Consider the following 23,929-nt stretch of genomic DNA (forward strand, 5'->3'; position numbering starts at 1 on the left):
TTTGCACAAATAAAATACAGCTTGATTGAATCAAGCTTATAAGCCATGCAAGCGAACTAATTAGGAAAAGATTATTGCTTATTAAACAATTATTATTCAGCCGTTATTTTCGTCTGATTGATCGCCACTGCCATACTTAGCCGAAAAATCTTTGGCCTTCTCATCAGCGACTGTGTCGTTATGGTCTTCCGGTTCGAGATTTTGATCTAAGCGGTCGTTCCAATCGTTAATGCCTTGAACAGGATGTTTGGCATGTTCTGCTGTAAAATCAGCTTTGGATTTTGCGAGATCTTGTTTTTGATTTTCCATTTCGATAATTATTTAAACTAAAACAATAAAGTATATGGAAAGTTTCGGGTTAAGCGCATTGAAATTAGCTTAACCGATAGATTTACAATTCGTACACAATTATGTTATTTATGAGCAGAAGGCTCATCTTTTGCATCTTTAAATTCTTTAACACTCTTGCCTATTCCCCTCATTAATTCGGGAAGTTTTTTACCTCCAAAAATAAGCAGGATCACCGCCCCTATTAATATCATTTCTAACGCCGACATATTTTTTCTTTTTTACAAGATACGTTAAATCTCCTGGAATAGTTCTTCAAATTATTTAAAGCTAAATAAAATATTGACCATTAAGTAATTAAGAAGATTAAGAGACTCATTATATTGTAAACAGAGTATTGGTTATTGAAAATTGATTATTGCCAATTGGTTATTGGTTGTTGGTTGTTGGTTATTGATCATTGATTATTGGCAATTCTACACCAACAGTGCATTCAACGTTCTTGTTTTTACTTTAGGCACAGCACCATGGCGCATAAACTCATCAAAACCCCGTAACTGCTTTATGGCTTTAATGGCCTGGTAGCCTTCATAATTTGTACGGATTTTATTCAGCAATAACGTATCTGTTTTAAACAAATCACTTTCTGTTAATAGTCCTTTATTTAAAAAACGTTTAATCAGCTCGGCCATTTTGCCATTGGCATACAAATGAAGCGGGAGCTTAAACATTTCATTATTCAGCTTTTCAAAAGCCTCATTAATCCAGGCAGCTTCATTTTCATCGTTTACAGCAATTTTACCATCGTTCAAAACAACCGATTTTAAAAACTGACGGGCCCGCTGACGCGAAATTACCCCACCATGCACACCATCACGCAGGGTATAGTCCAGCCGATCTGCACAAAGCGAAGGCAGTGGCTGCTCTAAAATATCAAAAGTACCATGCAAAATATCACTGATGTTATAACCATATTTAAGCAATACATCGGGCACTTCAGATTTACACAACATTTCAGCAAAAATCTGCTCATGGTAATCTTCGGCCGTATTATCGAAAACATAATCGCCAACATGCGAAAAAGCAGTATGCGAAACATCATGTAACAGCCCTGCAATCTGTTCCAATTCCGATCCCCCAAGCATCCTGATTAATAAGGTTACACCAATGGCATGCTCTAACCTGGAATGGCAAATATCCGGATTAACCAAAAATATAGCACCGCTTTGGTGTACACCACCTAATCTTTTTAAAACATCGGTATTTAACAGGTCAGAGAATACAGCTGGCAGTTCCATCTTGCCATACAAAAAGTCATTTAACTGGATCATATCGTTGTCTTATTAGGGGTGATTTTAAAACAAAAATACTAAAAATTTTAGTTTTTATCCAAATAGTTTTCCACATAAAAACTAAAAAAAGTAGCTACACATAAACTTTCAAATATTTTGAAAATGATTATTACAATCGCATGATCAATAAAATGTTATGGTTAGAAACAAGCCCATAAATTAAACGTTATACTTGTAAAAAAACAGCTATATGGCAACCGCTCAGCAAATTAGAAAAGCATATCTGGATTTCGTTTTAACACAAAACGAAAAACCAAAATCAGTTTACAGTTTTGTTAAGAAACTTAAAATTACAGAGGCCGATTTTTACCAATTCTTCTCTTCTTTCGAAAGTATTGAAAAAACCATCTGGTTCGAACTTACTTTCGAAACCATTAGCAAAATAAAAGAACAGGAAGTATGGCCACAGTATACTGCCCGCGAAAAAGTGCTTTCTTTTTTCTACAGCTACCTCGAAAACCTGAAAAACCAGCGGAGTTTTGTGGTTTACAGTCTGAAAAATTATCGGGGTAAATTTTCTACTCCTGATGTACTGAGTGGCGTTAAACCCATATTCGAAAACTTTGCTCAAGAAGTTATTGATGAGGGTTTAGATAGCGGAGAACTTGCCGAACGCCGTTTTTTAAGTAAAAGATATAAAGACGCCTTATGGATTCAGTTTGCTTTTATCGTTAATTTCTGGATTAATGACGATAGCGAAGGCTTTGAGAAAAGTGATGAAGCCATTGAAAAAGGCATTAATGTAACTTTCGATCTTTTTCAGCACTCGCCGATTGATAATTTGCTGGAATATGGCAAATTCTTATCCAGAAACGGAAAATTTGCCGATAAAATGGGCTTTTAGTAATTTAAATGAAAACACAAAAAAGTATCCCCACTACAAAAGTAGAGCGTTCGGCCAAATTTGTTAAAACAGGCATCCAGATTGGCGGGAACTACATTAAACACTACTCTAAAAAGCTGTTTAACCCCGATATGGATCGCGAGCAGCTTAACGAAGACAATGCTACAGATATTTACAAATCGCTCAGCGAATTAAAAGGCAGTGCCTTAAAAATTGCGCAGATGCTGAGTATGGATAAAAACATATTGCCTAAATCTTATGTCGATAAGTTTAGCCAGTCGCAGTATAATGCCCCACCCCTTTCAGGTCCGTTAATTGTGCGTACTTTCACCAAAAATTTTGGTAAAACGCCTGAAAAGATTTTCGATAGTTTTAACCTTACTTCGAGCAATGCCGCTTCTATTGGTCAGGTACACCAGGCCACTTTAGAGGGCAAAAAACTGGCGGTAAAAATCCAGTACCCTGGTGTTGGCGACAGTATATCGTCTGACCTGAAACTGGTAAAGCCGTTTGCGTTTCGTTTGCTGGGCATGTCGGAAAGGGAACTTAACATTTACATCAAAGAAGTTGAAGAGCGCTTGCTCGAAGAAACCGATTACGAGCTGGAAGTAAAACGCTCTATCGAGTTTTCGGAGGCTTGTAAAAACCTTAAGCATGTAGTTTTCCCTAAATACTATCCCGAATTTTCAGGCAAACGCATTATTACCATGGATTGGATTGAAGGGCTACACCTGAAAGAGTTTTTAAAAACCAATCCTTCGCAAACTTTGCGCAATAAAATTGGTCAGGCATTGTGGGATTTCTATAATTTTCAGCAACACGAATTAAGGGCAGTACATGCCGATCCACACCCCGGGAATTTTATGATTACCCCGGAAGAAAATTTAGGCGTAATTGATTTTGGCTGCATAAAAGAAATGCCCGATGATTTTTATTATCCTTTTTTCTCGCTGATTTCGACTGATGTTTTTAACGATAAAAGCAAAACGATTGAAGCTTTCAGACAGCTGGAAATGATCCACGCTGATGATACTGCCGAGCAAGTTGAATTTTACCACAAATCGTACAGCGAAATGATTAAACTGTTTGCCAAACCCTATACGAGCAAAGTTTTCGATTTTAGCAAACCCGATTTTTTTGAGCAGTTATATGCTTATGGCGAAAAAATTTCGAAAATGCCCGAATTTAAACAGGCCCGCGGCGTAAAACATTTCATTTATTTAAACCGCACTAATTTTGGTTTGTACCAGATTTTACATGAGCTAAAGGCAACTGTGCATACAGATACCTATAACCCCACTCTAGGGCGATAAAATACAGGAAATAATATAGTTATTGCTGACGTGAGTGAAGCGAAAAACTTGACGGTAAATTTATTCAGAACCTTGACTTTGCTGCTTAAAAGATGCTGAAATAAGTCCGATAGCTATAGGATCAGCATGACGCTGCTCTATGATTTAGCCGCTTTAGTTAAGCGTTTTTCTTCACTACATCTACCATGTGATCTAAATCAAAAGGCTTTTCGATATAGTCGTCGGCTTTACAATCTTCGGCCTCCTGAGGCAAATTATTTGAGGTAGAGGTTAATACAGCCGATACGTCTTCGGTTTGAGGATCAGATTTAAGCTCTTTAATTACCTGCGATCCTTTCTTTTTACCTTTAATGTGGTCGTCAACCACTACCACGTCTGGCTCAATCTCCTCTATCTTTTCTATTGGCTCGGTTGTTAGGGATGCCGTTACATCAAACCCTTCTTCTTCCAGCACCTGATCCATAATATCGAGGATATCTTTATTATCCTGAACAAGCACAACTTTTTTCTTCATAACTAAATCAAAAAAATTTCTGATTAAAGATAACGAAAATCTATTTGCAAACCAGAACCGGCATAAGATTTTACCTATGCGCACATAAATATTTTAACGCACTGATTTTTTTCTCCGGTTTCGTCTTGATTTTATGCCCGTTGGTCGAGAATTACCCATCGATTGTATAAAAATGCAAAAGATGTTGCAACGTTTTCAAAATCGCAGCGTCTTATCTACGAAACACAACAAAAACAGACTTAAACAATTCAATAACAATTAATTAACATTTAATTATTAAATATAAAATATTATGAAAACCTCAATCAAAACCCTAATCGCCACCACATTAACAGCCATTGTTTTATCATCGGCCTTATTTACAACCACTGTTTCGGCTACCGAAAAAGAACCTGAGAAAAACATTAAAATTGCTGATTTTAAACGCATCTCGGTAAAAGGAAATGTAGAGTTAACCATTGTACAAAAAGGAACCATCGGCATTTCTTATAACGACGACAATTATGGAGCTGCAAAGGTAGTACAGGATGGTGATGCGTTGAAAATTACTTCTATGAGTACTGAAAAAACAAGATTAACCGTTGTGGTTAACGACATTTACAGAATTGAGGCTTCGGAAAATGCTGTTGTTAAAACCGACGGAAAATTAAGCACCAAATACCTTCAGATTTTCTTAAAAGGAAATGCTCATGCAGACATCAATACAAGCTCGGAAGGTTTATACACCGTAATTGCCGATGATGCAGATTTAAAATTAAGCGGCTCAACAGATAACCATACTTTGGTAATGGGCAAATCGCAAAAATTAACCATTGACAAATTTGCTGCTTTAAAAACCAATATCAGCTCGGTAGAAACTGCTGCTATCGAAAAAGAAATTGCAGCAATTAAATAACACTGGCACACACCAATGAAACTGAGGCTCCCTGATTTGATTAGGGAGCCTTTTTTGTTTTAGATATCCTAAATTATCACATTTAATCTACTTTTTCTTTAATCTGATACCTACTAAAGAAGCCTAAACGGATATTTGCTAAGTGCGAAACAATGAAAATCCCTTTTGATATGATGCCTTGAGCGCAAACGTTACCATTTATTTTCTTAACCGATTTTCTAAAGGTAAAAACATAACGCTTGGCTTTGCTATTGGAGGATTGATCAATATTGAACGACAGGGCGTATTTACCAATAGAAATGGTTTTGGCAAACAATGTTTTAATTGCTCCGTACCCTGATTGTTCAACTTCTTTACTCCTCATTATTAAAAAAATTTAAATCTACTTTTATGTTCCTGAGTACTCACATTTTCTGATGATTTAACTGTTTCATCTTTAAGTTGGTCCACTTTGTTTTCATACGCATCTATAACCATCGTATATTTATTGATGACATATAATTTTTGCTCTTCAGCAATTTCTTTTTTAAGAACAGTTGTGCTCAACAATTTTCCGGTTTTAGCATCAATTGAATGAATGGCATCTTCGGTGATTTCAGGTTTGATGGATTTCAGATCAATTTTATCTTCAAAGGTCTTGTAGGCATTTTTCTTGAAACTCATGTCCAGCGTAATGTAAGGTACCGAATTGGTCACCACTTTAACATTATTCAGGCCATTTATCTCCTGATCAATAGTTGAGCTTACTTTAAATGGCAGATAGGAAGTGTTTAAAAAATTTGTCCGATTGGTATCAGATTTCGAAAATGGCACCTCATTTCCATACACATAGCCAAAATAAACCTGCAAAAATTCGTTTGCCTGTATGGCCTGCGTAATTTTTTCCGGACTTGCAAACATACTATCACTGAGCGCAATCAAATCTTTCAGGTCGTCGCTCTTATTTGCTGCCTGTTGCATGAGTTGCTTTGTTTGTTGCCATTTTGATAAAATCAACTCCATATTTAAAACTTTAATCACCTTTCCTGTATGATCCAGCTTTAAATGAAGCTCATTGAACATGCGGTTAAATGCACCAGTGAGCTCGGCTACTTCGTGTATTAGGTTATTATTGGCTTCCTGAATAAAAATATCCAATTGTACTAATCTGCACTCGAAGCCTTCCATATCAATATTTAATACCGAAAAATCATATCTGATTTCAGTTTTCGATTTCATTAAAGCATTAACCAGCATTGATTCCATTTCAATGAATAGCGTATACTGGGCCTGAAATTTTTCGTTTATACTGATATTTAATCTGTTCATAATTAAAATTGATTAATTCGTTTCTCTGATCACATCTGATAAGGTTTTTGTTTCTATCGGAACGGGATAAAAGCCATCATTTAAAACAACCTGATGTTCGAAATAATATTGAATAAGATTTTGTATCTCCTCTTCCTTTGCAAATTTTTGAAGGTAAATCATGTCATCACTATCGTTGGCAATTTCTATTAAATAAAGTCCCTCTTCCTGATAGAAAATCTGAAAAGTTTCTGTTGGGTTCACATCAAAGTATAGAAAAGTACCTTTTTGCCAATTTAGCTTCTGGAATAAATCTAATGCTTGCTCAAGCTCCAAAAAAGACTCCCCGTTAAAATTTTCGTAATCATTATAAACGATCTTTTTTATATTCATTTTTTTAAATTAAGTATGTATCCTTATCCCTTCAAGATATTAATAGTTCAAAAAATAGGTCCAACTTTTAATCCTGTCATAAATATTTGTAAAATTTAAATTCAGTTTATACAATGTTCTTCATGTTCAACAGAGAATTTATATTTAATACAACGTTATTTTATCTTTTTTTTAACAGGGCTACAAGATCCGTGTTACCTACTTTCTCAGCAAAAGACAACGGACTGGCTCCGGCATTATTTTTATGATTAGGATCAGCCTGGTGATCTAAAAAAAGTTCTACCAGGACATGCTTTCTCTTGTCGCCACGAACATAGAAAACAGCTGGCCATAACGGTTGGTTACCGAAACTATTTGTTGCATCTAAATCAGCATGATGATTTAGCAATAATTTGGCTATATCAAGTAAATTATTTTCAGCGGCATGATGTAGAGCAGTATTACCTTTATCGTTTGGAATATTTGGATCAGCCCCCTTCTCAAGCAGCAATTTAACCACATCATAATGATTGAGTGCTGCAGCAGTTGCTAATACTGTAAAGCCTACACTGTCTTTCATATTGATATCAACTGTTGATATAGCTAATAATTCCGCTATCTTTTCTGTTTTTCCGCCTATGGCGAGCTTTATAAGGTTGTTTTCCATAAACAAAATGCGTTCTATTAGCTACAACACTCACTAAGCGAGAAGCTCAATTAATGCCGGAACACCAATTTTTAGTGCTATATCTGCAGGCTTTTTCCCCACGTTGTTCAGGTGTTCCTTGTCAGCGCCTTTTTGTAATAAAAGTTTAACCAATGGTAATTTATTCTGATCACCATCTGCAGCACTAAATGTTGCTGTCCACAATGCCTGATTACCTGAAGTATTTTGAATATTTAAATCTGCTCCATGCGCCAACAATAGTTCAGCTATTTCCAGGCTATTGTTTTCACTCGCATAATGTAATGGAGTATTCCCTTTTTGGTCTTGGGTATTTGCTACAGCACCATATTGCAGCAATAATTTTACCACATCCCTATGTCCTCTTGCAACGGCTATTGCTAAAGGAGAATAATCGAGGTCTGCTTTATCATTGATTCCTTTGGTGTCTTTCTTTAGTTCATTTTCTAATTCTTGAACTTTTCCGTCCATCGATAAAGAGAATATTTTGTTTTTCATTTTTAAAATATTGCATCAAAGTTCCACACCAATTAAATTATAAACTTGTAATAGATACATCTTTTTTTACTTTTAAAGCGGTTTCAAAACTGGTAAATAAAACATCAAATAAATCCTTTCCATCGCTAGTATAAAAATAATTAGAAAGATTGGTTATTCTTTCCGCTATTTTATCTCCCCAAGGCGGTCTTTGCTCAGGATTCTCAATATCCCATATAACCTGATCAGGCATTATCATTTTGAATCTTTCTTTTATTTCTTCTAATTCCTTTTTTGCTTTATTAATATCTCCATTTGGTAAATTCCCTTTATATAATTTATTCATCAAAGTAGGATATATATTCCCCCATCTATTACCCTCAAGGTGGTAAGCGATATTTGAAAAGAAACAATGTAAAAAACTTCCTGTACCTATTCCATAAAAAATAGGTCCAACTTTTAATCCTGTCATAAATATTTGTTTTTTTTTATAATTTAAATATAATTTCCATATCTGGACAATTCTGTAAAATATCTTCTTCTAATTTTATTAATGTTTCTGGAGGCACGTTTTGCCCTCTTACATCTATTATTGCTGTTTGTTTATCTCCTTGTGGTAAATGCGTAACCCTTTCGTTATATTGTCTCGTTAGTTCTGCCTTTAAATGGCTCCTTCCAGCAGAACTTTCAATATCATAATTTTTTACTTCAACACTATGCCCGTGATTATATAAATCTGGTCGTGTACTACCCTCCGTTCCATAAGGCACCTCCTCCCCATTAATGAAACTTTTTTGAGTATCATAACCTGGATACATCTCTTCCGCATCTAGTTCGCTTTGACGCCAACTAGGCCTGTTTCCATTTGTCTGCCCGTCCTCATAAGCTTTTCCCGATCCACCACTTTTTACTTTCCTTGGATCGGTTGCCGTAGTGCCAGGTTTTAATCCATTAGGATTACCCCTGGAGTTTCTGAGCGTTCCGTTGGCATCCCTGAAGGTACCTGGCGGATCTGCTTTGATATTGAGGAAATATAAGCCTAGTAAGGCATCAGACCACTGCAAACCGCTTACCCCTTTATCAGCTATGCGGCTTCCAAATTCATATTCTGGCAGTGCGCCTTTGGCAAAACTATCCCCTACACTAACCGGTTCTCCATTTTCGTCTACCGCATCAATGGCATAAGTTTCAGCTGCAGATTCTGCACCAAAAATGCCCCTTGAGCCTAAAGCAATACCTGCGCCTGTCCATCCGGTGCCAATTCCAAAACTGGCACCTATATTGCTCAAAACACTGGCAACGGTAGGCCTGGCCAAAATCATACTCGCTCTTGATAAGCTAATTCCTGTTCCGACTGTTCCCCCTGTTCCTCCTACTGCAACGCTCCCTACGCCAAGCAATGAACCTACTGTACCAACGGCAGCCCCAACAAAAGCACATTTAACCAGCTCGCTCCCGTAACTCAAACTTGCGTAACCAATGGCGCCCATCCAACTTTTAATGTTTGGTGCATATTGAACTGTTCCACCAGCTTTACAGGTCATGGTACAACCTCCTGTAATAACGGGGGTACCCTGCAAAATCATATCTGGTTTCTTATTGTCCCACGCTCTGGCTGGGCCCATTTTATGGCCACATAATAAACCACCCACAACGGCACCGATAGCTCCTCCAACAAGTCCTGCTACTGCACCTAATAAAATTAGGCCAGCCCCACCTGTAGCAACAGTAAGTACTCCAACCGCTACTGCTACAACAACCGCCAGGGCAACAACCAGGGCCATTAGCAACATATACTTTTTACATCCAAAATCTATCCAGCTAATGGTGCTTGTATCAGATTTTGTAATGTATTTATGCCCTGAACTGTCGTGAAGGCTTTCCCGGGTACCTTGAAATGGGGAAGGCATTGCTCCTTCAGAACAAATCCAAAAATCCTCTTCTGTTATGATTTTATGTCCCATTACTTAGTTTATAAATACATCACCTCCGTCAATTTTAGTATTTCCACCGGTAACATGATTGGTTCCGGTTATGGTATTGTTAGACCCCGTTATGGCATTGGTAGTGGATGTAATCTTCATATCCTGGGTATTTACATTAGTTGCCGTACCATTGATATCTATCTTGCTTGATTTTGCTCCGTCTTTCTGTGCAATTTCAATCTTATCCGCATGAATTAGAATCTGATCCTTTTCCAGTGTGATAGAGGAAGAGCCATTTGTAAGTAATACTGTTTGGCTAGAAGTCACTGTTATTTTATTGTTGCCATCAACCACAATGTGGTTGCCGCCAGTTTTATCTTTAATGGTTATACCTCCACCATCATTAAGCTGCACGGTATGCCCGCTTTTAGAGGTCAAACTTTTACTGTTGTTACTGGCACTTCCACCCGAACCACTTTTACCATGAAATACAGAACCTAACACAATTGGGCGTGCAATATTCCCTTCTTCGAAAGTTACGGCTACCTGATCGCCAATTTCGGGGATAAAAACAAAGCCCCTGTTTTTACTTACTTTATCGCTGCTACCGGCATCGGGTGTAATTACCCTGAGCCATTCGGTAACGTCGTTGGTTTGGCATTCCCATTTAAACTTTACTTTAATGCGGCCATGGCCCTGGGGGTCGTTGTTATCTACCACATCTGCCAGTTGCATATCAGGGTATGGTTTTTCGTAGTTCTTAACGATTAAGCGCTCGGTGGTGGCAACAACTCCTTCAAAAGTATTGTGGTATTTGCCGGTTCCATCTATATTGTGGCTAATTTTGGTGATTAAAAATTTACCCAGGCTCTCTGTGGCAAAGCTCAGTTCTTTACGCAGGCTCATGGTAATTTCGGCAAGGGTACCAATAGCCAATTCTGCATTATCGCCACTGGCATTCACTTTAAGCAGTTCGCTAATGTGTGCTTTTTCTTCGTTTTCTACATGGTTTTTAATATCGCTGCCATTATCGACCCTAATGAGCGAGGGCTGATTAAATGTTTTACTGTACATGGCGTTGGAAGCCTTGATGGCATGTGCCAGATCGGGATTTCCGTCTGCCTTACCCGCACTTTCGCTTTGCAGCATTTCGTTCTCTTTTGGATTGTATGCAAAGCGCTTGTATTTTATGGGCGAAACCTCCATTGCATACTGCAGGTTTTGCACATCGCGGCCATAAAATAAGGCCACTTCTTTTTGCTTATCGGGTTTACCAAAATTGAGCTGTTTACCATCATAGAAAAACCATTCGTGGTATTCGCCAGATAAACGGTTCAGGAAATCAAAATCGCTCTCGCGGTACTGAATAAGGTAATCTATAGGTGTTTTGCGTGCAGCATTGGCCGAAATAGTTAGATCGTTTGCGGGCGTATCTTTTGTTGCCAGTTTTACAATGGTATCTAAATCTTTATCCAGATAGGAGCCCAAATCCGGCCCCCGATCTATCAATATAGTGGGGCTGTAACCACTTACTACTAAAACGCCATGATAGCCATGGCTTTGAGCCAATTCTACCCGGGTTACCAAACCTGCAAATTGCTGCATTTTCCCCGAAGTATAGCCAAAAGAAGCGGTTAAGGTTTTACCTACAAAATCGCGGCTATCATCCAAATTAATTAACCCCGGAGCACCCATCTGATCGTGGTTAAAACGCAGTTCAAAGTAATGGTGATCGTTAAAAGCCTGATTCAGGGAGAAGGAAGCAAAATGAAGTATTTCTTTTTGTTCTATACTGATTTCGGAGATTAATTTATTTTCCATAGTAAGGTTATTTTAATATTGCATTAACATTCCCAAAGGTAAATTTCAGAGGTACGGGGGTCCAGAAAATAATCCTGATACAGGCATTTGTAGCCATCCCATAAGGTAAAGTGCCCTGTTGCATCACTAAATTTGGTTTTAAAACATATAATGCCGGTTTTGTTGTTAATCTTATCAGTGAAATCGCGTAGCTCTGATTGGGAAAAAAATTTGCCTGTTTTTAAAATAAGCGAATGGTTATATTTCTGGTATTTATGGTTGAGGTAATTGAAAAACTCACTCACCCGGAAACAATAACGCTTTTTATCGGCCCCGGCAATGGTTTCGAATGCCTTAATAAACGAATATCTTTGAGGAATTGCATGCACTTTTACCTTTTCCTGTGCCAGAAAGGCTTGTTTAGTAGTGTATTTCCAGCTGGGGGTATTTAGGCTGAAAATGTGATTATCGATACCTAAATAATTAAATGCCCTGCTCATTCTAACCACACAGGTATTGGTAATATAGGCCGCATTAACAGCGCCGCCAATGGTTGCTTTTACCAATTCGCTACTGCCTGTAGGGTAATTAATCCGTAAATCGTTAAAAGTTGGCAAAGAAAGCGGCATATTATTTTTTGGTCAAAAGTGAATCCAGGTATTTGGTACCGGTAAAGGATGCGTTTTCCAGAGCAAAGAAAAATACCGCTTTACCTCCGGTTGTTAAAACAGGCGATTTGGCTTTATCAAGAAAAACAATCAGCGTATCATTCGGGTGTTTAATATATTTCATATCGTTCATAGCCATATATTTCAGGCTATCGCCAACCTTCAGTTTTCCTTTAAAAGATTTTAATATTGTAGCGCTAAAAACCTTTTCCGCATTGAATACAGAATCAACAGTGGTTACATTAACCAGGGCAATATGTAATGCCTGCTGTTTAAGGTGCTGTATTAGTGATTTTGGTGGTTCCTGATACTGTGTTTCTACCGGTGGCAATGTTTTGTCTGCCAAAGGCAATGAATCTTTCAGGATAATTGCACCTGAAGCATTCTTGCTTCGATTTTGCTGACATGCGGCAAAACCCAGCCAAAAAAATACCAGAAGAAAAATGCATGCATATTTCCTCAGGTTTCCTGATTCAATTTTATCCGTTCCGGAAATAACTAGGTATTGCATGAAGCGGTTTATTAAAGCTTTTAAATAGGTTTAGCGGGGAGCGTTTGGCGTTTGGCGGGGAGCATAGGGCAAAGGGCATAAGAGTTTTACCTACTTCAAGCCCTCTCCCCTCTAGCGCTCAACCTCCGTTAGGCTTTTGGCCAGTCGTTCTCGTGCTCGGCACTGCCCAGCTTGAGCTTGCGGGCCGATAGCACAAAAGTTAATGTCATTGGGGTATTGTCGTTTACTGCAATACCTTCGCTATATTGAATGATGTAGGCATCTTCGAAAGAAAGTTCTTTCATTTTGGCGTCTTCTTCGCCTTTCTTGAAAACCAGGGTGCCTGAAAGTGGCTTGTACTGGTTGTTAACCATCGATTCGATTACCGAAGTATCTTCTGTCGATTCGATTTCGATACTGATGGTACCACCATAAACACCTGAAGACGGACGGCCTTTTGCGTCAACATCTCTGTTTAATGAAAAGCTGCATTGCAGTACATCAAACTCTTTTGATCCTAAATTTAAACGGGTTTTAAATGCCATTGTAGTAAGTTTAAATGTTTTGAAATAAAGTGATTAGCGGGGAGCGTTTGGCGCTTAGCGGAGGGCATGGAGCGAGGAGCATGGAGCAAAGGGTATGGAGCCACGCGTTTGGCGTTTTGCCTACCTCAAGCCTTCTACCTTCCACCTTCAAACCTTCAACCTCAACTAGGCTTTAGGCCAGTCGTTAAGGTGCTCTGCGTTTCCTAATTTAAGCTTGCGCGCCGAAATCTGGAATTTAAGCGTCATCGGGTGATCGCCTACAATGTTTATACCTTCTGCATATTTAACAATGTAGCCATCCTCGAAATTTACTTCTTTCATTTTGGCATCTTCCTCTGTTTTCTTGATCAACAGGGTTCCGGTAATGGGTTTGTACTGGTTATTTACCATTGCTTCGATAATTGAGGTGTCTTCAGTCGACTCGATCTCAATGTCAATGGTACCGCCGTAAACTCCGGAAGAAGGTCTTCCCTTAGCATCTACATCGCGGTTTAACGCATAGGCACAATGAAGCACATCGTACTCCTTGCCTGAAAAATTTAATCTAGCTTTGAAAGCCATAGTTTTAAAATTTAAAGGTTTATAAATTAATTAATTGCAGTCTCCACTGCTGTAATAATCCAAACCAATTATCAGGCCAATTATCTTATATCTTACTCATTTATAATAAGTAACCTGATCGTTAAAACTAAGAAAAAGGTATAAATCCTCATTTATCACCTAAAAATACAGGTTGGCAATGTGGATAAAATGTGGAAAATTATCGAGTTAACATTAATGATACATATACAATACTACTCCAAATAAAACTACAAAAGTGTAGCTATTTTCCCCAAAGTGTTGCCTTTTTGGTCAACACTGTCTTAAATATTAAATTAACTGTGCACCAAACTTCTCCATTTTTACCAGCCACTTCTGACTATAATGGTTCTCCAGCGAATGCAACTCGCCAATAGTATTGGTGAGTACCGGACTCATCCTGCATTTTTCGAAAACTACTTTTTTAATGGAAAGATAGGTAGTCTTTTTATTGGCTTTCCAATCTTTAAATGTGGCTTCGTCTAAAATAGAAACAATCCTGGCCGAGCGGCCACTAAAATTATTATTTACCTGTTGTTGCTGGGTGGCAAATATCTGATCGGGCATAAATAAACGATCGAAAAAGCCCTTAATCTTGGCAGGAATATGATCTACATACACCGGACAAAAGAGCACCACGTGGTTGCTCTGCCTGATAGCCGTTAAAGCCCGCTGTAAATCAGGCTCCAGTTCGGCAATCTGCCGGTTGCTAAACAATTTGTTCGAATTGAATATCAGGTCGATAATGGCCAGTTCACGAACGGTTGCCCCGGAACTTTCAGCACCTTTTTTATATGCGTTAATCAGGAAATTTGTAGATGCGTTTTTTTCAATATCTCCATTGAGGAGAAGTACTTGCTTCATTTTTTTTGATTAATCTGATCTGGGCTGATGCATTACAAAATTATAAAGAATTTGTTAAGTGTTATGCATTGCCCATAAAAAAACCCAACGCAAAGGTTGGGTTTTTATTCTTCAGCGATCAAAAATTACTGCTGATTGTACTCTGTATTCCAGGTGGTATTTTCGTCTTCACCTTTGTGACCATCTAATTTTACCACAAAACTTTTAGCCGGAAAATATGGGGTAATGTGAATATCGAGGTGAATGCGGTCTTTTTGCTGCTCATCTCTTTCGAAACGCATGATTTTAAATCTTTCGATCAGACGGTCAGCACCTTGAATGCCATCTAAAAATTTCACAATCTGAGCGCGTAAATCCTGCTCGGTTTTAGAGGTCCAGTTTTCGAAGGCCCTTCTGTTCAGAAAATCGAATAATACTTTGGTAATGTAATCGAACACCCTTACTACTGAATAGGTTTGTAAACCAATGTTATCGCCATTAAATAATGTTTTGGCCGAGAAAGCCATTACCTTACCGTATTCATTTACCATTGGTACCAGTCCTACACGCTCTAAATGAGAAATTTCGCTCTTTTTCAAGTCGAATTTTACTCCATCAACTTCGTTAATGGCGCCGTGTTTTTTACCGGCGGTAACCTGCGACATTAAGGTGTAATACATTTTGCCCGCCAATGCAGCCGATCCCGGAACGGTAAGATCGTCTTCCTCACCAACTTCGGCAACTTTACCACGGCCAACCAGCCAGTTACAGGTCATGATTACGTTCGACCTGAAAGCATCGCCACCGGTAAAATTAGCGGCAGTAAATAAATCGAGTACATCATCCGGCTGATCCAAATCGGCAAAATCGGTTACCAGCATGGCCTTGTTGTTGTGTGCAATTTTAGCCCATCTTTCCAGCACTTTATTCGACCCCATGTAACCCGGAACCACCATTAGCGAATAGTTTTTACGTAAATCTAAACGGTCGTAGTTTTGTTTCAGCTCATCGTCTACATATTCGATAAAGCGTGGATTATCCAGATCTTTTATCTGATCCATCGATGCATTTAAAAGCACCACATTTTTAAGCTTATCGGCTTCGGTATTTTTATAAAACAAGTGAACAGAGCGGTAAGCTTGCTCCAGCTCACGCGTGCTTTCCAATGCTGTTCCGATGTTTTTATTCAGGTTTTCTTCTGCTGTGTTCAGTTTTTCGGTACTTTTCTCGACCATATCGGCTACCGAATTAGAAGATTCGAGTACATCAATCCATAACTGGATTTTCTTTTTCAGCTCTTCGCGTTCTTTTTTCTTTTCATCGCCGGTTAAAAAAATCTGTTTCCGGGCTTTTCTTTCAGGGTTTAAATTCTGAAGGCCATCTACTGTAGCTTCCAATAAATCGAAACCGCCCACCCTGGCTAATTTTTCCAGGTTATCTTTTAGGGCTGTTTTTTCAACGGTTTTACCTTCTGCCGGTTTAAAACCTGCCTGAGCAATATTTTGGTCTGTTTTTAATTCTTGAGGATTTGACATAGTTTTGGCGGTTTTAGATTATTTATTTTGCTCCAGTTCATCAACAAAATTCTTTAACGCACTAATAAAGGCGGCTTTTGTTTCCTCATCGTCGAGCGTTGCTTTTAAGGTTTTGTTCGATTTTAACTGCTTAATTACATTCAGCGACATTTCGCGCTCAATGTTTACATCAGTTAGGTAATTACTTTGATTAATGATGTTTTTCACTCCAAAATCACCCAGATCAGAGAAATTAAGGGTTTCTCCAACGGTAGAACCATCTTGTTTTTCGAAAGCGACCTTAACATTGGGTTTGTAGTGTTCAAATACTTCTTTTACCGTTTTTAATCCTTCAACTTTTTCAGGTTTAATGGGATCATTATCGGTTAATTTCTGTACAAAAAGCGTTTTGTTATGGGCAATTTCTGCGAAAGCTTCAGAAGTATCTATTTTCCGCTCGTTACCACCAATTTCATAATTAAACATAGTATGTAGATTTAAGTTTACGATTAAAATTTTCTAAACATATAACAGTTAACGTTTTAACTCAATTTTTGTTCCAATGGAGGCACAACTTCAGGCTGAATGATATTCCATTCGATTTCATCAGCATCAGCTTTTTTACTCACCTTGATTTTCGAACCCTTTTTCAACTCTCCCGAAATGATGTATTTCGATATCGGGCGACGCAATAAATTACGGATCACCGCCGAAAGCTGTCTGGCGCCATATTTGGGCGTAAAGCCATCTAAAGCAATCATTTTCTTGGCCTCATCTTCAATTTCAAAATCAATACCCATTTTGCTGAGTGCCTGTACCAGACTGCTGAGCTGGATTTCGAAAATGCGCACTACATTGCTTTCATTAATCGGCGCAAATGGAACGATTTCTGAAATACGCGCTAAAAATTCGGGGCGAAAATGCCCGGCCATAACTTCCATCAGCTGGTTCGAAGCCGGAATAGTGCCTTTACCAATCTGCTCGGCAATCCATTCGCTGCCAATATTGGAAGTGAAAAGAATTAACGAATTGCTGAAATCTCCTTCTTTGCCCAGGCGATCGTGCATGTGGCCTTCATCCAAAATTTGCAGAAAAGTATCAAAAACCGAAGGATGCGCTTTTTCGATCTCATCAAAAAGCAATACCGAATAAGGTTGCTGCCTGATTTTATTAACCAGCAAGCCGCCTTCCTCATAGCCCACATAACCCGGAGGGGCACCATATAGCAAGGCTGCGCTGTGTTCTTCTTTAAATTCAGACATGTCAAACCGGATCATAGCTTTTTCATCGTTAAATAAAAATTCGGCGATTGATTTGGCCAGCTCGGTTTTACCCGTTCCGGTTGGGCCCAGTAAAAAGAACGAACCAATAGGCTGCCCCTTTTTGTTTAAACCGCTGCGCGATTCGAGAATGGCATCTGAAACCGCTTTAAGTGCCTGATCTTGCCCCACCACACGCTTCTTGAGATACTGCTCCATATTGAGCAATTTTTCCTTTTCGCCGGCCTGCAGTTTCCCCATCGGAATACCTGTTTTGTAAGCTACAATTGAAGCAATATCCTGTTTGGTAATGCGGTCGCTCTTTTCGGCAGCATATTTTTTTAGCTCCTGCAGACTGCTATCAATGTAACCCTGATATTCATCGGCTGTTTCAAAAGCATCGGTCTGAGTTTCATCAGTTAAACGCCCTAACAGCACCGGACTCAATTTATTCTGCAACAAAGAAAACAGCCATTTATAATCGGCAAATTTTTGTGGTTCGGCCAGTTCGGAATTTGTTTTTAAAGTTTCCAGCTCAGTTTCCAGGCTTTCAATTACCTGGTCTGAAGTATCGTTCATCATCTTCATGGCAGCCATTGTCCGGTCGAGCAAATCAAAAGCCGAGTCGGGTAAACGCCTGTCTTTCATGTATCGCTTAGCCAGGCGTACGCATTCGCCCAAAGCATCACGTTCAATCGTTAAAGCATGGTGATCTTCATATTTTACAGCCAGCTTTTCTAACATTTTGATGGTACTTTCTTCATTCGGCTCATTGACCTGAAGTACTTCAAAACGGCGACTAAAAGCCTGTTCAGGTTCAATTATCTTCCGATACTCATCAATGGTTGTCGCGCCAATAACCGTTATTTCGCCGCGGGCAAGTTCAGGTTTCAACAAATTGCCTATACCTGCACCTAAAGGGCCTTTGCTATCTAAAAGGGTATGGATTTCATCAATAAAAAGAACCGCCTTTTCGAACTGTTTAATTTCTTTGATGATATTTTTCAATCGATCTTCAATTTCGCCCTTGTATGATGCGCCTGCAATAAGCGATCCCAGATCGAGTTCGAAAAGCTGTACCGGTTTCAAGCTGTCGGGTACATTTTGTGCTACAATATCGAGTGCAAAACCATCAACCAAAGCTGTTTTTCCTACACCGGCATCACCGGTAAGAATTACATTTGGTTTGGTTCTGCGACAAAGAATTTCCATCATCATCCGGGTTTCTTTATCACGCCCAATAATGGGGTCTGTTTTTCCATCGCGCACCTGCTGAAGCCGGTCTATACAATATTTGTACAAGGCATTGCCTGTAGTTTTTTTATCTGTACTTGAGCTAGTGGCATCTGGAGAAACTGCACGCGCAATTTCCTCATCTTTTACGTAGAGGTCTAAAATTTCGCGTTCTTTTATCGGAAATGATTTTAGCTGATCGGGCTGAAAACCAATACCTGGTTTTGCCAATGCGGTTAATACGCAAACAGGAGTAATCAAATCAAGTCCAAGTTTAATGCGCACGTTATCAGCCTCTTCAAAAATAACTGCAATTTCTGGAGCTCCGCTTACACTATCGCTAAAGCTTGCCGATTTGGTTTGTTCATCAATGCGCACTTCTGCCCATTCGCTAATGTATTCTTCATCTTTACCGATTGAATCCACAAAAGCCCTAAGTCCAACATCTTTGTGCATTAAGCCCTTAAGCAAATGAGCAGCAGAGAAAACCTCGTTTCTGTACTCTTTTGCCAGCGATTGCGCAATATGCAGTGCTGTTTTTACCGATTCGCTTAAATTTGTAACTGCCATACTGCTACTTACTTTGTGATGAAACTGCCTGGTTAAAATTATTCTCGGTGATGTAGTAATAGGTTTTTCCGTTTGATACGAATTGCTGTTCGATCTGAGTAGCCCTTTTAATCTGTTGTACCGATTGACTTAATAATTTGATATAGGTTTCAAACTGCTCTAAAGGCATTTTCGAAGTTCTTTTTAAATCGGCAACGGTGTATTGCGATAAAAACTCGTTGTTAACAGGCAAACCGGTTACCAATTTGATATAATTGGCCAAAGTCATTGCCTTTACCTCGCCCGATGATATTTTCATACCGAGCAATTGTCTGGGTATGTTAACATAATTTTTAACCAGCTTACTTCTGAAAGAAGATTGATCGGCCTGTAGATTTTCGCCCAGCATAATCGAGAATACATCAACAATTTGTTTGTACTCCATGTTATTTAAAACAATTGCGTACTGTAAAGCTGAACGGTTGTTTTTAACGGCATCGGCCGATAAACTGGCGGTACTGTAATATTTGAATGCGTTATGTGGCATACGGTCGGCCACATCATCACCAACGGGTTCCGGTAACTGGCCCTGAACTTCTGATGAAAGGTTTTTACGCGAAATGCCTGTTAAACGAAAGGCACTATCCAGCGAACTGATTTGCGAATAAATATCAGCGTTGGTTTCTTTTACAAAACGGCGCAAAGCCACCGTCATGCTTTGGTTAGAATTAACTGTGCCTTTGGTTGGAAATACTACTCCCCCTTGTATTAAGCTGTTTTTAGGATAATCTAAATAATATGAAATCGAATCCTGCAGGCTGGTATTGTAAGGTTGAAAGCTTTTTAAACCCTCGCCTTTAACCATGGTATTTTTACGGTATTCTGCCGAGCGGATGGCTGATTCGGAAACGAGTTTGCGCGATTGGATTACAAAATCGTTAAAGGTCGAATTAAAATCGCTGTATACCTGTAAAGCTAAAATACGCGCATCGGCCAGGGCCACCTGCTCGCTCAATGCATTAATTTGGGTATTATCGGTTCCTCCGGTTGTTCCGGTACTACCTACCAGGATAATTAAATTGGTTTCGTTCTTTTTACCTTTAAAAAGATTTAAGCCAGCCTTTAGTGCACCAAAAACAGGTTCTTCTGTTACCTGGCCATTACAACGCACGGTATTTTTAGCCTGATTGGAGAGGAAAGTCATTAATTTTCGGTAATCATCCTGAATGGGGTTTACAAAAATGCCCGGCACAGAACAACCCGATTCGCCGCGGTACACCACGCCACCATAGTTTACTTTAGCGCCTTTACCAAAATCGCCCATTATGCTTTCAAAAGAGGAGATGGTATTGGTCATTCCCGAAAAATATTTGGTCATAGGACTTCCGCCATCTACCACAAAAACCACATTTACTTTGTTTTTATTTTTACGTAGCTGTATATAATCCTGATAAGAAAGTGATGAGCCGTTGATGGTTAAAATTTTGTTATCCTTTTTGTTGTAAACATCGGCGGCGATCCCAACCGAGTAGGTACCTTCATCATCCGAAACAACAGGAACACTTCTTAAAATCAGGTTTTCCCTTGGCAACAAAGGGTCGACTACGAACGCAGTACCTTTGCTGATACCATTTTTTATCGCGTTTGCGGTAGAGTCATCCGTATCGTAATTGCCCGGTTTTACAGCGGTAATGTAGAGTCTGTCGCCCCAACTGTGTACGGCCGAAGCGGCAACCCAGCCATAAATACTTTTTAAAGCGGTATCGGCTACGAGCTGATCGTCTGAGCCAATCAGGTATTTTTTACCATCTTCTGATTTTTTGAAGATATAAGCAATTTCGTGCAACCTCACCTTGGTGCGCCTGTCTTTAAGCTCAGGAGTGTTGTAAACCAAAATAGAATCAGTTGTATCGTAATAAAATTTAGGCTCGGTTAAAGGATTTTTACCGTTTACAATACCAATGGCTTTTTCTGCGTAGCCTGTTTTTTGATTAGAGAAAGCCCTTTGCCAAAGCAACAATTTAGATTTGGCAATCCAACCGTAGCTGATGGCGCTTCTTTTATCTGTTATTTTTCTTCCTCTGATCATTCCAGCTTTGTATTTAATGAGTTTCAGGTAGCCATTTTCTTCTTTCGATACATAAAAAGGTTCCATAAAACCGATTTTTTTCATAATCAGGCTTCCGCCCGGGGCGGTAGTGGTATAATTGTCGTCTCTGTCCGAAAAAACAATCCAGGGTAAACTGCTGCTGCTGGTACTTTCGTTTACGTTAATGCTTTCGGACGGTTTTTCGTACGATTTTGGCATGTATTTTACTTTTTTGCCAAATGAGGCCGGCGATTGGGCATAAACAAAGGATATTCCTAATAAAAGGATGGAAAAGAGATATTTTTTCATAGTTTTTTTTGTAGATGAGCTTTAAAATTAGGTTGAGGTTAATCTATCTGGTTTTCGCAGGCGCTTCTGCAGTGGCAGTTGCAGCTGGTTGGGCTGTTGCCGAATGCTGTTTAATATTCAATAAGCTGGCGCAGGTAGAATTGGGCTTAATGGTTAGCTGTGCTTCATCAATGGCTATTTCGCCACCAAAAGTGAGGCCCATGCAGTACGAATAAATATCGGTTTGTTTTTTCTTGCCATTCATTTCTACATTTACGCTAACTTTTTCGTTGCTGCACATGTATTTATTGATGAGGTAATAGTAATTGGAATTAAAATCGGCGCCATTGGCTATAGCCTGTAAGCGTGCCCTGATATCATCGATGGTTTTGCGTTCTCCATCACCTGGGGCAACCAGATCTTCTACTATTTCGGCATTAGGATCGGTAACCAGAATGGTTAAGTAAGCTGGTTTAGGATTTTTATCAGACCTGAGCTTAACCACATATTTACCTGGAGCACGATAAGTATATAGGGCGGTTCTTCCCTTTACGTCAACTCGGCCCGTTTCACCAAAAGACCATTCGAATTCTTTGCCTTCGCCGTCGCCTTCCAGCCTGATTTCTTCGTTTACCAAACCGGCAGTTGGGCCGCTAATGGTAAGTGCACTATCCACAAGGGCAGCCCGAACCGTATCTCTTACGGTGATTGGAAATTCCTGACGCAATTCACCGTCAACAGTTAGGCGAACGATATAGGTATCGGGTTTGGTGTAATGATAAGACCCTGTTTTTGTGGTAGCTTTTGCACCGTTACCAAATTCCCAGAGCCATTTTGATGCTTTTGGGGTATTATCGGTAAAAACCAGTGGTTCGTTCAGGTAAATTTCATCTTTGAGGATTCGGGCATCAATTACCCTTTTTTCGAACAAGGAGCTTTTAAATAAAAAAATGAGGCCGGTTAAAAGCAGTACAGCCAACAGGATGTAAAGGATAACGTAGCCCTGCGAATTGGAATTAACTTGCTTGGTGTTTGTATCAGACATAGTAGCGTTTTTTATAGGTTGATTAGGGATTTTTATCTGGCAGATATGGTTTGCTGCAATTGACGCCTGTTGGTAATGCAGTCGTCTAATTGTTTTTTATGCAGCTCTATATCTGTAATGTTTCGGTTTTGTTCCTGCCTGTCATAAAATAACCGGTCATACAATTGTGCTGTTTGAACAAATATTTTATAGCGCGAATCGGATGCTTTGCGATCAAATGCTGCCCTGATTGAGCCCAGAGAAAGCTGGATATCGTTCTTTAAAAAAACGGCCTGTACATTAGGATTGTAACGGGTAATTTGTTTGTAGGTGCTATCGACGGTTGGCATGGTTTCTTTTACCATGGCTTCGAATGCTTCGTTTTCGGCAATTTTTACTTCAAGCTCATCTTTAGAAATTTCGTAGCGCGATTTATCACTGTAAAAAATACCAAAGCTTAAAAGCCCCACGGTAAAAATGAAAAGGGCCATAAAAAACAAAAATTGTTCACGTCTTTCTTTTATACTCAGTTTTATCATGGCTTTAATTATCTACCGAAACGGCCGTTTTTAATTTTTTTTACTGCAGACTGGTTCGCACGCGTACAATCATTTATTTGTTCTTTATATCGTTGAATGTCGTAACGGGATTGGTTGAGCGAATCCTGTAAACCGGCCATTGCACCAACATTGTTGTTTAATTTGCGGTACAGGTCGAAACTTAATCCCGATTCTGTTTTATTAGAGATCAGATCTTTAATTTTATTATTGGCTGACTGGATATCATTGAGTAAAATGGCTTGCTTACTCATTTCGTTTGCATTGTAATTGCGGTACTGTGCCAGTTCTTTAAAACGCACCAGAATCAGGTCATAGTTGGTATTAATATCTTTTCTTAAAGAGGAGAGTTTTTCAGTTTCCCTTACCTTTTTATCGAGCAGGGTATACTCGTAATCAGAGGCCAGAAAAAAAAGATAAATACTGAGAATGGAGAAGCAGGTTAACCATACAAAGTTGAGAATAAATTTAGCGTAGGCACTTCTAATTTCTGTCGCGTTAATGGGTTTCATAAGAGCATTTCATTATCAATATAGCAT

27 protein-coding genes are annotated in these 23,929 nt (G+C 39.1%); 3 read left to right on the forward strand and 24 right to left on the reverse strand.

What is annotated here, in order from left to right:
* Nucleotides 1-96: 96 nt before the first annotated feature.
* From OC25_RS12040 to OC25_RS12045, 3 genes are all read right to left on the reverse strand, one after another.
* Complete coding sequence (locus tag OC25_RS12040; RefSeq protein WP_039476300.1) at nt 97-309, reverse strand: hypothetical protein; 213 nt, start codon at nt 307-309, stop codon at nt 97-99.
* A gap of 104 nt (nt 310-413) precedes the next feature.
* Nucleotides 414-557 (reverse strand): twin-arginine translocase TatA/TatE family subunit, encoded by a 144-nt coding sequence (gene tatA, locus OC25_RS27345; protein ID WP_082018585.1) that lies wholly within the window; start codon nt 555-557, stop codon nt 414-416.
* Nucleotides 558-764: 207 nt separating this feature from the next.
* Complete coding sequence (locus OC25_RS12045; protein WP_052266164.1) at nt 765-1,619, reverse strand: HD domain-containing protein; 855 nt, start codon at nt 1,617-1,619, stop codon at nt 765-767.
* 211 nt (nt 1,620-1,830) lie between these two features.
* Here OC25_RS12045 and OC25_RS12050 point away from each other — a divergent pair, with 211 nt between their 5' ends.
* A complete protein-coding gene (locus OC25_RS12050; RefSeq protein ID WP_039476303.1) occupies nt 1,831-2,484 on the forward strand; it encodes a TetR family transcriptional regulator C-terminal domain-containing protein in 654 nt (217 codons plus the stop codon).
* A gap of 8 nt (nt 2,485-2,492) precedes the next feature.
* Complete coding sequence (locus OC25_RS12055; RefSeq protein WP_039476306.1) at nt 2,493-3,797, forward strand: ABC1 kinase family protein; 1,305 nt, start codon at nt 2,493-2,495, stop codon at nt 3,795-3,797.
* Between the two features lie 157 nt (nt 3,798-3,954).
* On the opposite strand, the gene OC25_RS12060 is transcribed toward OC25_RS12055, so the two are convergent.
* Nucleotides 3,955-4,311 carry a response regulator gene (locus OC25_RS12060; protein ID WP_039476309.1) on the reverse strand — a complete coding sequence of 119 codons (357 nt, stop codon included), beginning with the start codon at nt 4,309-4,311 and terminating at the stop codon, nt 3,955-3,957.
* Nucleotides 4,312-4,603: 292 nt separating this feature from the next.
* Here OC25_RS12060 and OC25_RS26905 point away from each other — a divergent pair, with 292 nt between their 5' ends.
* Nucleotides 4,604-5,206 (forward strand): GIN domain-containing protein, encoded by a 603-nt coding sequence (locus OC25_RS26905; protein WP_052266165.1) that lies wholly within the window; start codon nt 4,604-4,606, stop codon nt 5,204-5,206.
* 82 nt (nt 5,207-5,288) lie between these two features.
* Here OC25_RS26905 and OC25_RS12070 read toward each other — a convergent pair whose 3' ends face one another.
* The 20 genes from OC25_RS12070 to OC25_RS12165 form a co-directional block, all read right to left on the reverse strand.
* Nucleotides 5,289-5,570, reverse strand: coding sequence for a hypothetical protein (locus OC25_RS12070; RefSeq protein ID WP_039476312.1), 282 nt, complete (start codon nt 5,568-5,570; stop codon nt 5,289-5,291).
* A 2-nt stretch (nt 5,571-5,572) separates the two neighbouring features.
* A complete protein-coding gene (locus OC25_RS12075) occupies nt 5,573-6,514 on the reverse strand; it encodes a hypothetical protein (protein WP_039476316.1) in 942 nt (313 codons plus the stop codon).
* Between the two features lie 12 nt (nt 6,515-6,526).
* Entirely contained in the window at nt 6,527-6,886 is a 360-nt protein-coding gene (locus OC25_RS12080) for a hypothetical protein (protein WP_039476319.1), read from the reverse strand.
* Between the two features lie 160 nt (nt 6,887-7,046).
* The gene (locus OC25_RS12085; RefSeq protein WP_052266166.1) at nt 7,047-7,532 is read right to left on the reverse strand and encodes an ankyrin repeat domain-containing protein; all 486 of its coding nucleotides are present in this window, start codon (nt 7,530-7,532) and stop codon (nt 7,047-7,049) included.
* A 33-nt stretch (nt 7,533-7,565) separates the two neighbouring features.
* Nucleotides 7,566-8,048 (reverse strand): ankyrin repeat domain-containing protein, encoded by a 483-nt coding sequence (locus OC25_RS26910; RefSeq protein WP_052266167.1) that lies wholly within the window; start codon nt 8,046-8,048, stop codon nt 7,566-7,568.
* Between the two features lie 37 nt (nt 8,049-8,085).
* Entirely contained in the window at nt 8,086-8,499 is a 414-nt protein-coding gene (locus OC25_RS12095) for an immunity 70 family protein (protein ID WP_039476321.1), read from the reverse strand.
* Between the two features lie 16 nt (nt 8,500-8,515).
* Nucleotides 8,516-9,991, reverse strand: coding sequence for a hypothetical protein (locus OC25_RS26915; protein WP_052266168.1), 1,476 nt, complete (start codon nt 9,989-9,991; stop codon nt 8,516-8,518).
* Nucleotides 9,992-9,994: 3 nt separating this feature from the next.
* Entirely contained in the window at nt 9,995-11,773 is a 1,779-nt protein-coding gene (locus tag OC25_RS12105; protein WP_039476323.1) for a type VI secretion system Vgr family protein, read from the reverse strand.
* Nucleotides 11,774-11,796: 23 nt separating this feature from the next.
* Nucleotides 11,797-12,381: a T6SS effector amidase Tae4 family protein gene (locus OC25_RS12110; RefSeq protein WP_039476326.1), complete on the reverse strand. Its 585-nt coding sequence runs from the start codon at nt 12,379-12,381 to the stop codon at nt 11,797-11,799.
* Nucleotide 12,382: 1 nt separating this feature from the next.
* Complete coding sequence (locus OC25_RS12115; RefSeq protein ID WP_039476329.1) at nt 12,383-12,931, reverse strand: hypothetical protein; 549 nt, start codon at nt 12,929-12,931, stop codon at nt 12,383-12,385.
* 128 nt (nt 12,932-13,059) lie between these two features.
* Nucleotides 13,060-13,455: a type VI secretion system tube protein TssD gene (tssD, locus tag OC25_RS12120; RefSeq protein ID WP_039476331.1), complete on the reverse strand. Its 396-nt coding sequence runs from the start codon at nt 13,453-13,455 to the stop codon at nt 13,060-13,062.
* A 165-nt stretch (nt 13,456-13,620) separates the two neighbouring features.
* Complete coding sequence (tssD, locus tag OC25_RS12125; RefSeq protein WP_039476332.1) at nt 13,621-14,016, reverse strand: type VI secretion system tube protein TssD; 396 nt, start codon at nt 14,014-14,016, stop codon at nt 13,621-13,623.
* Nucleotides 14,017-14,325: 309 nt separating this feature from the next.
* A complete protein-coding gene (locus tag OC25_RS12130; RefSeq protein ID WP_039476333.1) occupies nt 14,326-14,898 on the reverse strand; it encodes an NAD(P)H-dependent oxidoreductase in 573 nt (190 codons plus the stop codon).
* Between the two features lie 125 nt (nt 14,899-15,023).
* Nucleotides 15,024-16,412 carry a DUF5458 family protein gene (locus tag OC25_RS12135; RefSeq protein WP_039476336.1) on the reverse strand — a complete coding sequence of 463 codons (1,389 nt, stop codon included), beginning with the start codon at nt 16,410-16,412 and terminating at the stop codon, nt 15,024-15,026.
* An 18-nt stretch (nt 16,413-16,430) separates the two neighbouring features.
* Entirely contained in the window at nt 16,431-16,877 is a 447-nt protein-coding gene (locus tag OC25_RS12140) for a hypothetical protein (RefSeq protein WP_039476338.1), read from the reverse strand.
* Nucleotides 16,878-16,933: 56 nt separating this feature from the next.
* The gene (locus OC25_RS12145) at nt 16,934-19,453 is read right to left on the reverse strand and encodes an ATP-dependent Clp protease ATP-binding subunit (protein ID WP_052266169.1); all 2,520 of its coding nucleotides are present in this window, start codon (nt 19,451-19,453) and stop codon (nt 16,934-16,936) included.
* A 4-nt stretch (nt 19,454-19,457) separates the two neighbouring features.
* Nucleotides 19,458-21,830, reverse strand: a complete 2,373-nt coding sequence (tssR, locus tag OC25_RS12150) for a type VI secretion system protein TssR domain-containing protein (RefSeq protein ID WP_039476340.1) — start codon at nt 21,828-21,830, stop codon at nt 19,458-19,460.
* 43 nt (nt 21,831-21,873) lie between these two features.
* Nucleotides 21,874-22,854: a PKD domain-containing protein gene (locus OC25_RS12155; protein ID WP_052266170.1), complete on the reverse strand. Its 981-nt coding sequence runs from the start codon at nt 22,852-22,854 to the stop codon at nt 21,874-21,876.
* A 32-nt stretch (nt 22,855-22,886) separates the two neighbouring features.
* On the reverse strand, nt 22,887-23,372 hold the full coding sequence (locus tag OC25_RS12160) for a type VI secretion system transmembrane protein TssO (RefSeq protein WP_039476342.1): 486 nt from the start codon (nt 23,370-23,372) through the stop codon (nt 22,887-22,889).
* Between the two features lie 8 nt (nt 23,373-23,380).
* Nucleotides 23,381-23,902 carry a type VI secretion system TssO gene (locus tag OC25_RS12165; RefSeq protein ID WP_039476344.1) on the reverse strand — a complete coding sequence of 174 codons (522 nt, stop codon included), beginning with the start codon at nt 23,900-23,902 and terminating at the stop codon, nt 23,381-23,383.
* Between the last annotated feature and the right edge of the window lie 27 nt (nt 23,903-23,929).

It is taken from the genome of Pedobacter kyungheensis (assembly GCF_000812965.1).
GTDB lineage: Bacteria > Bacteroidota > Bacteroidia > Sphingobacteriales > Sphingobacteriaceae > Pedobacter > Pedobacter kyungheensis.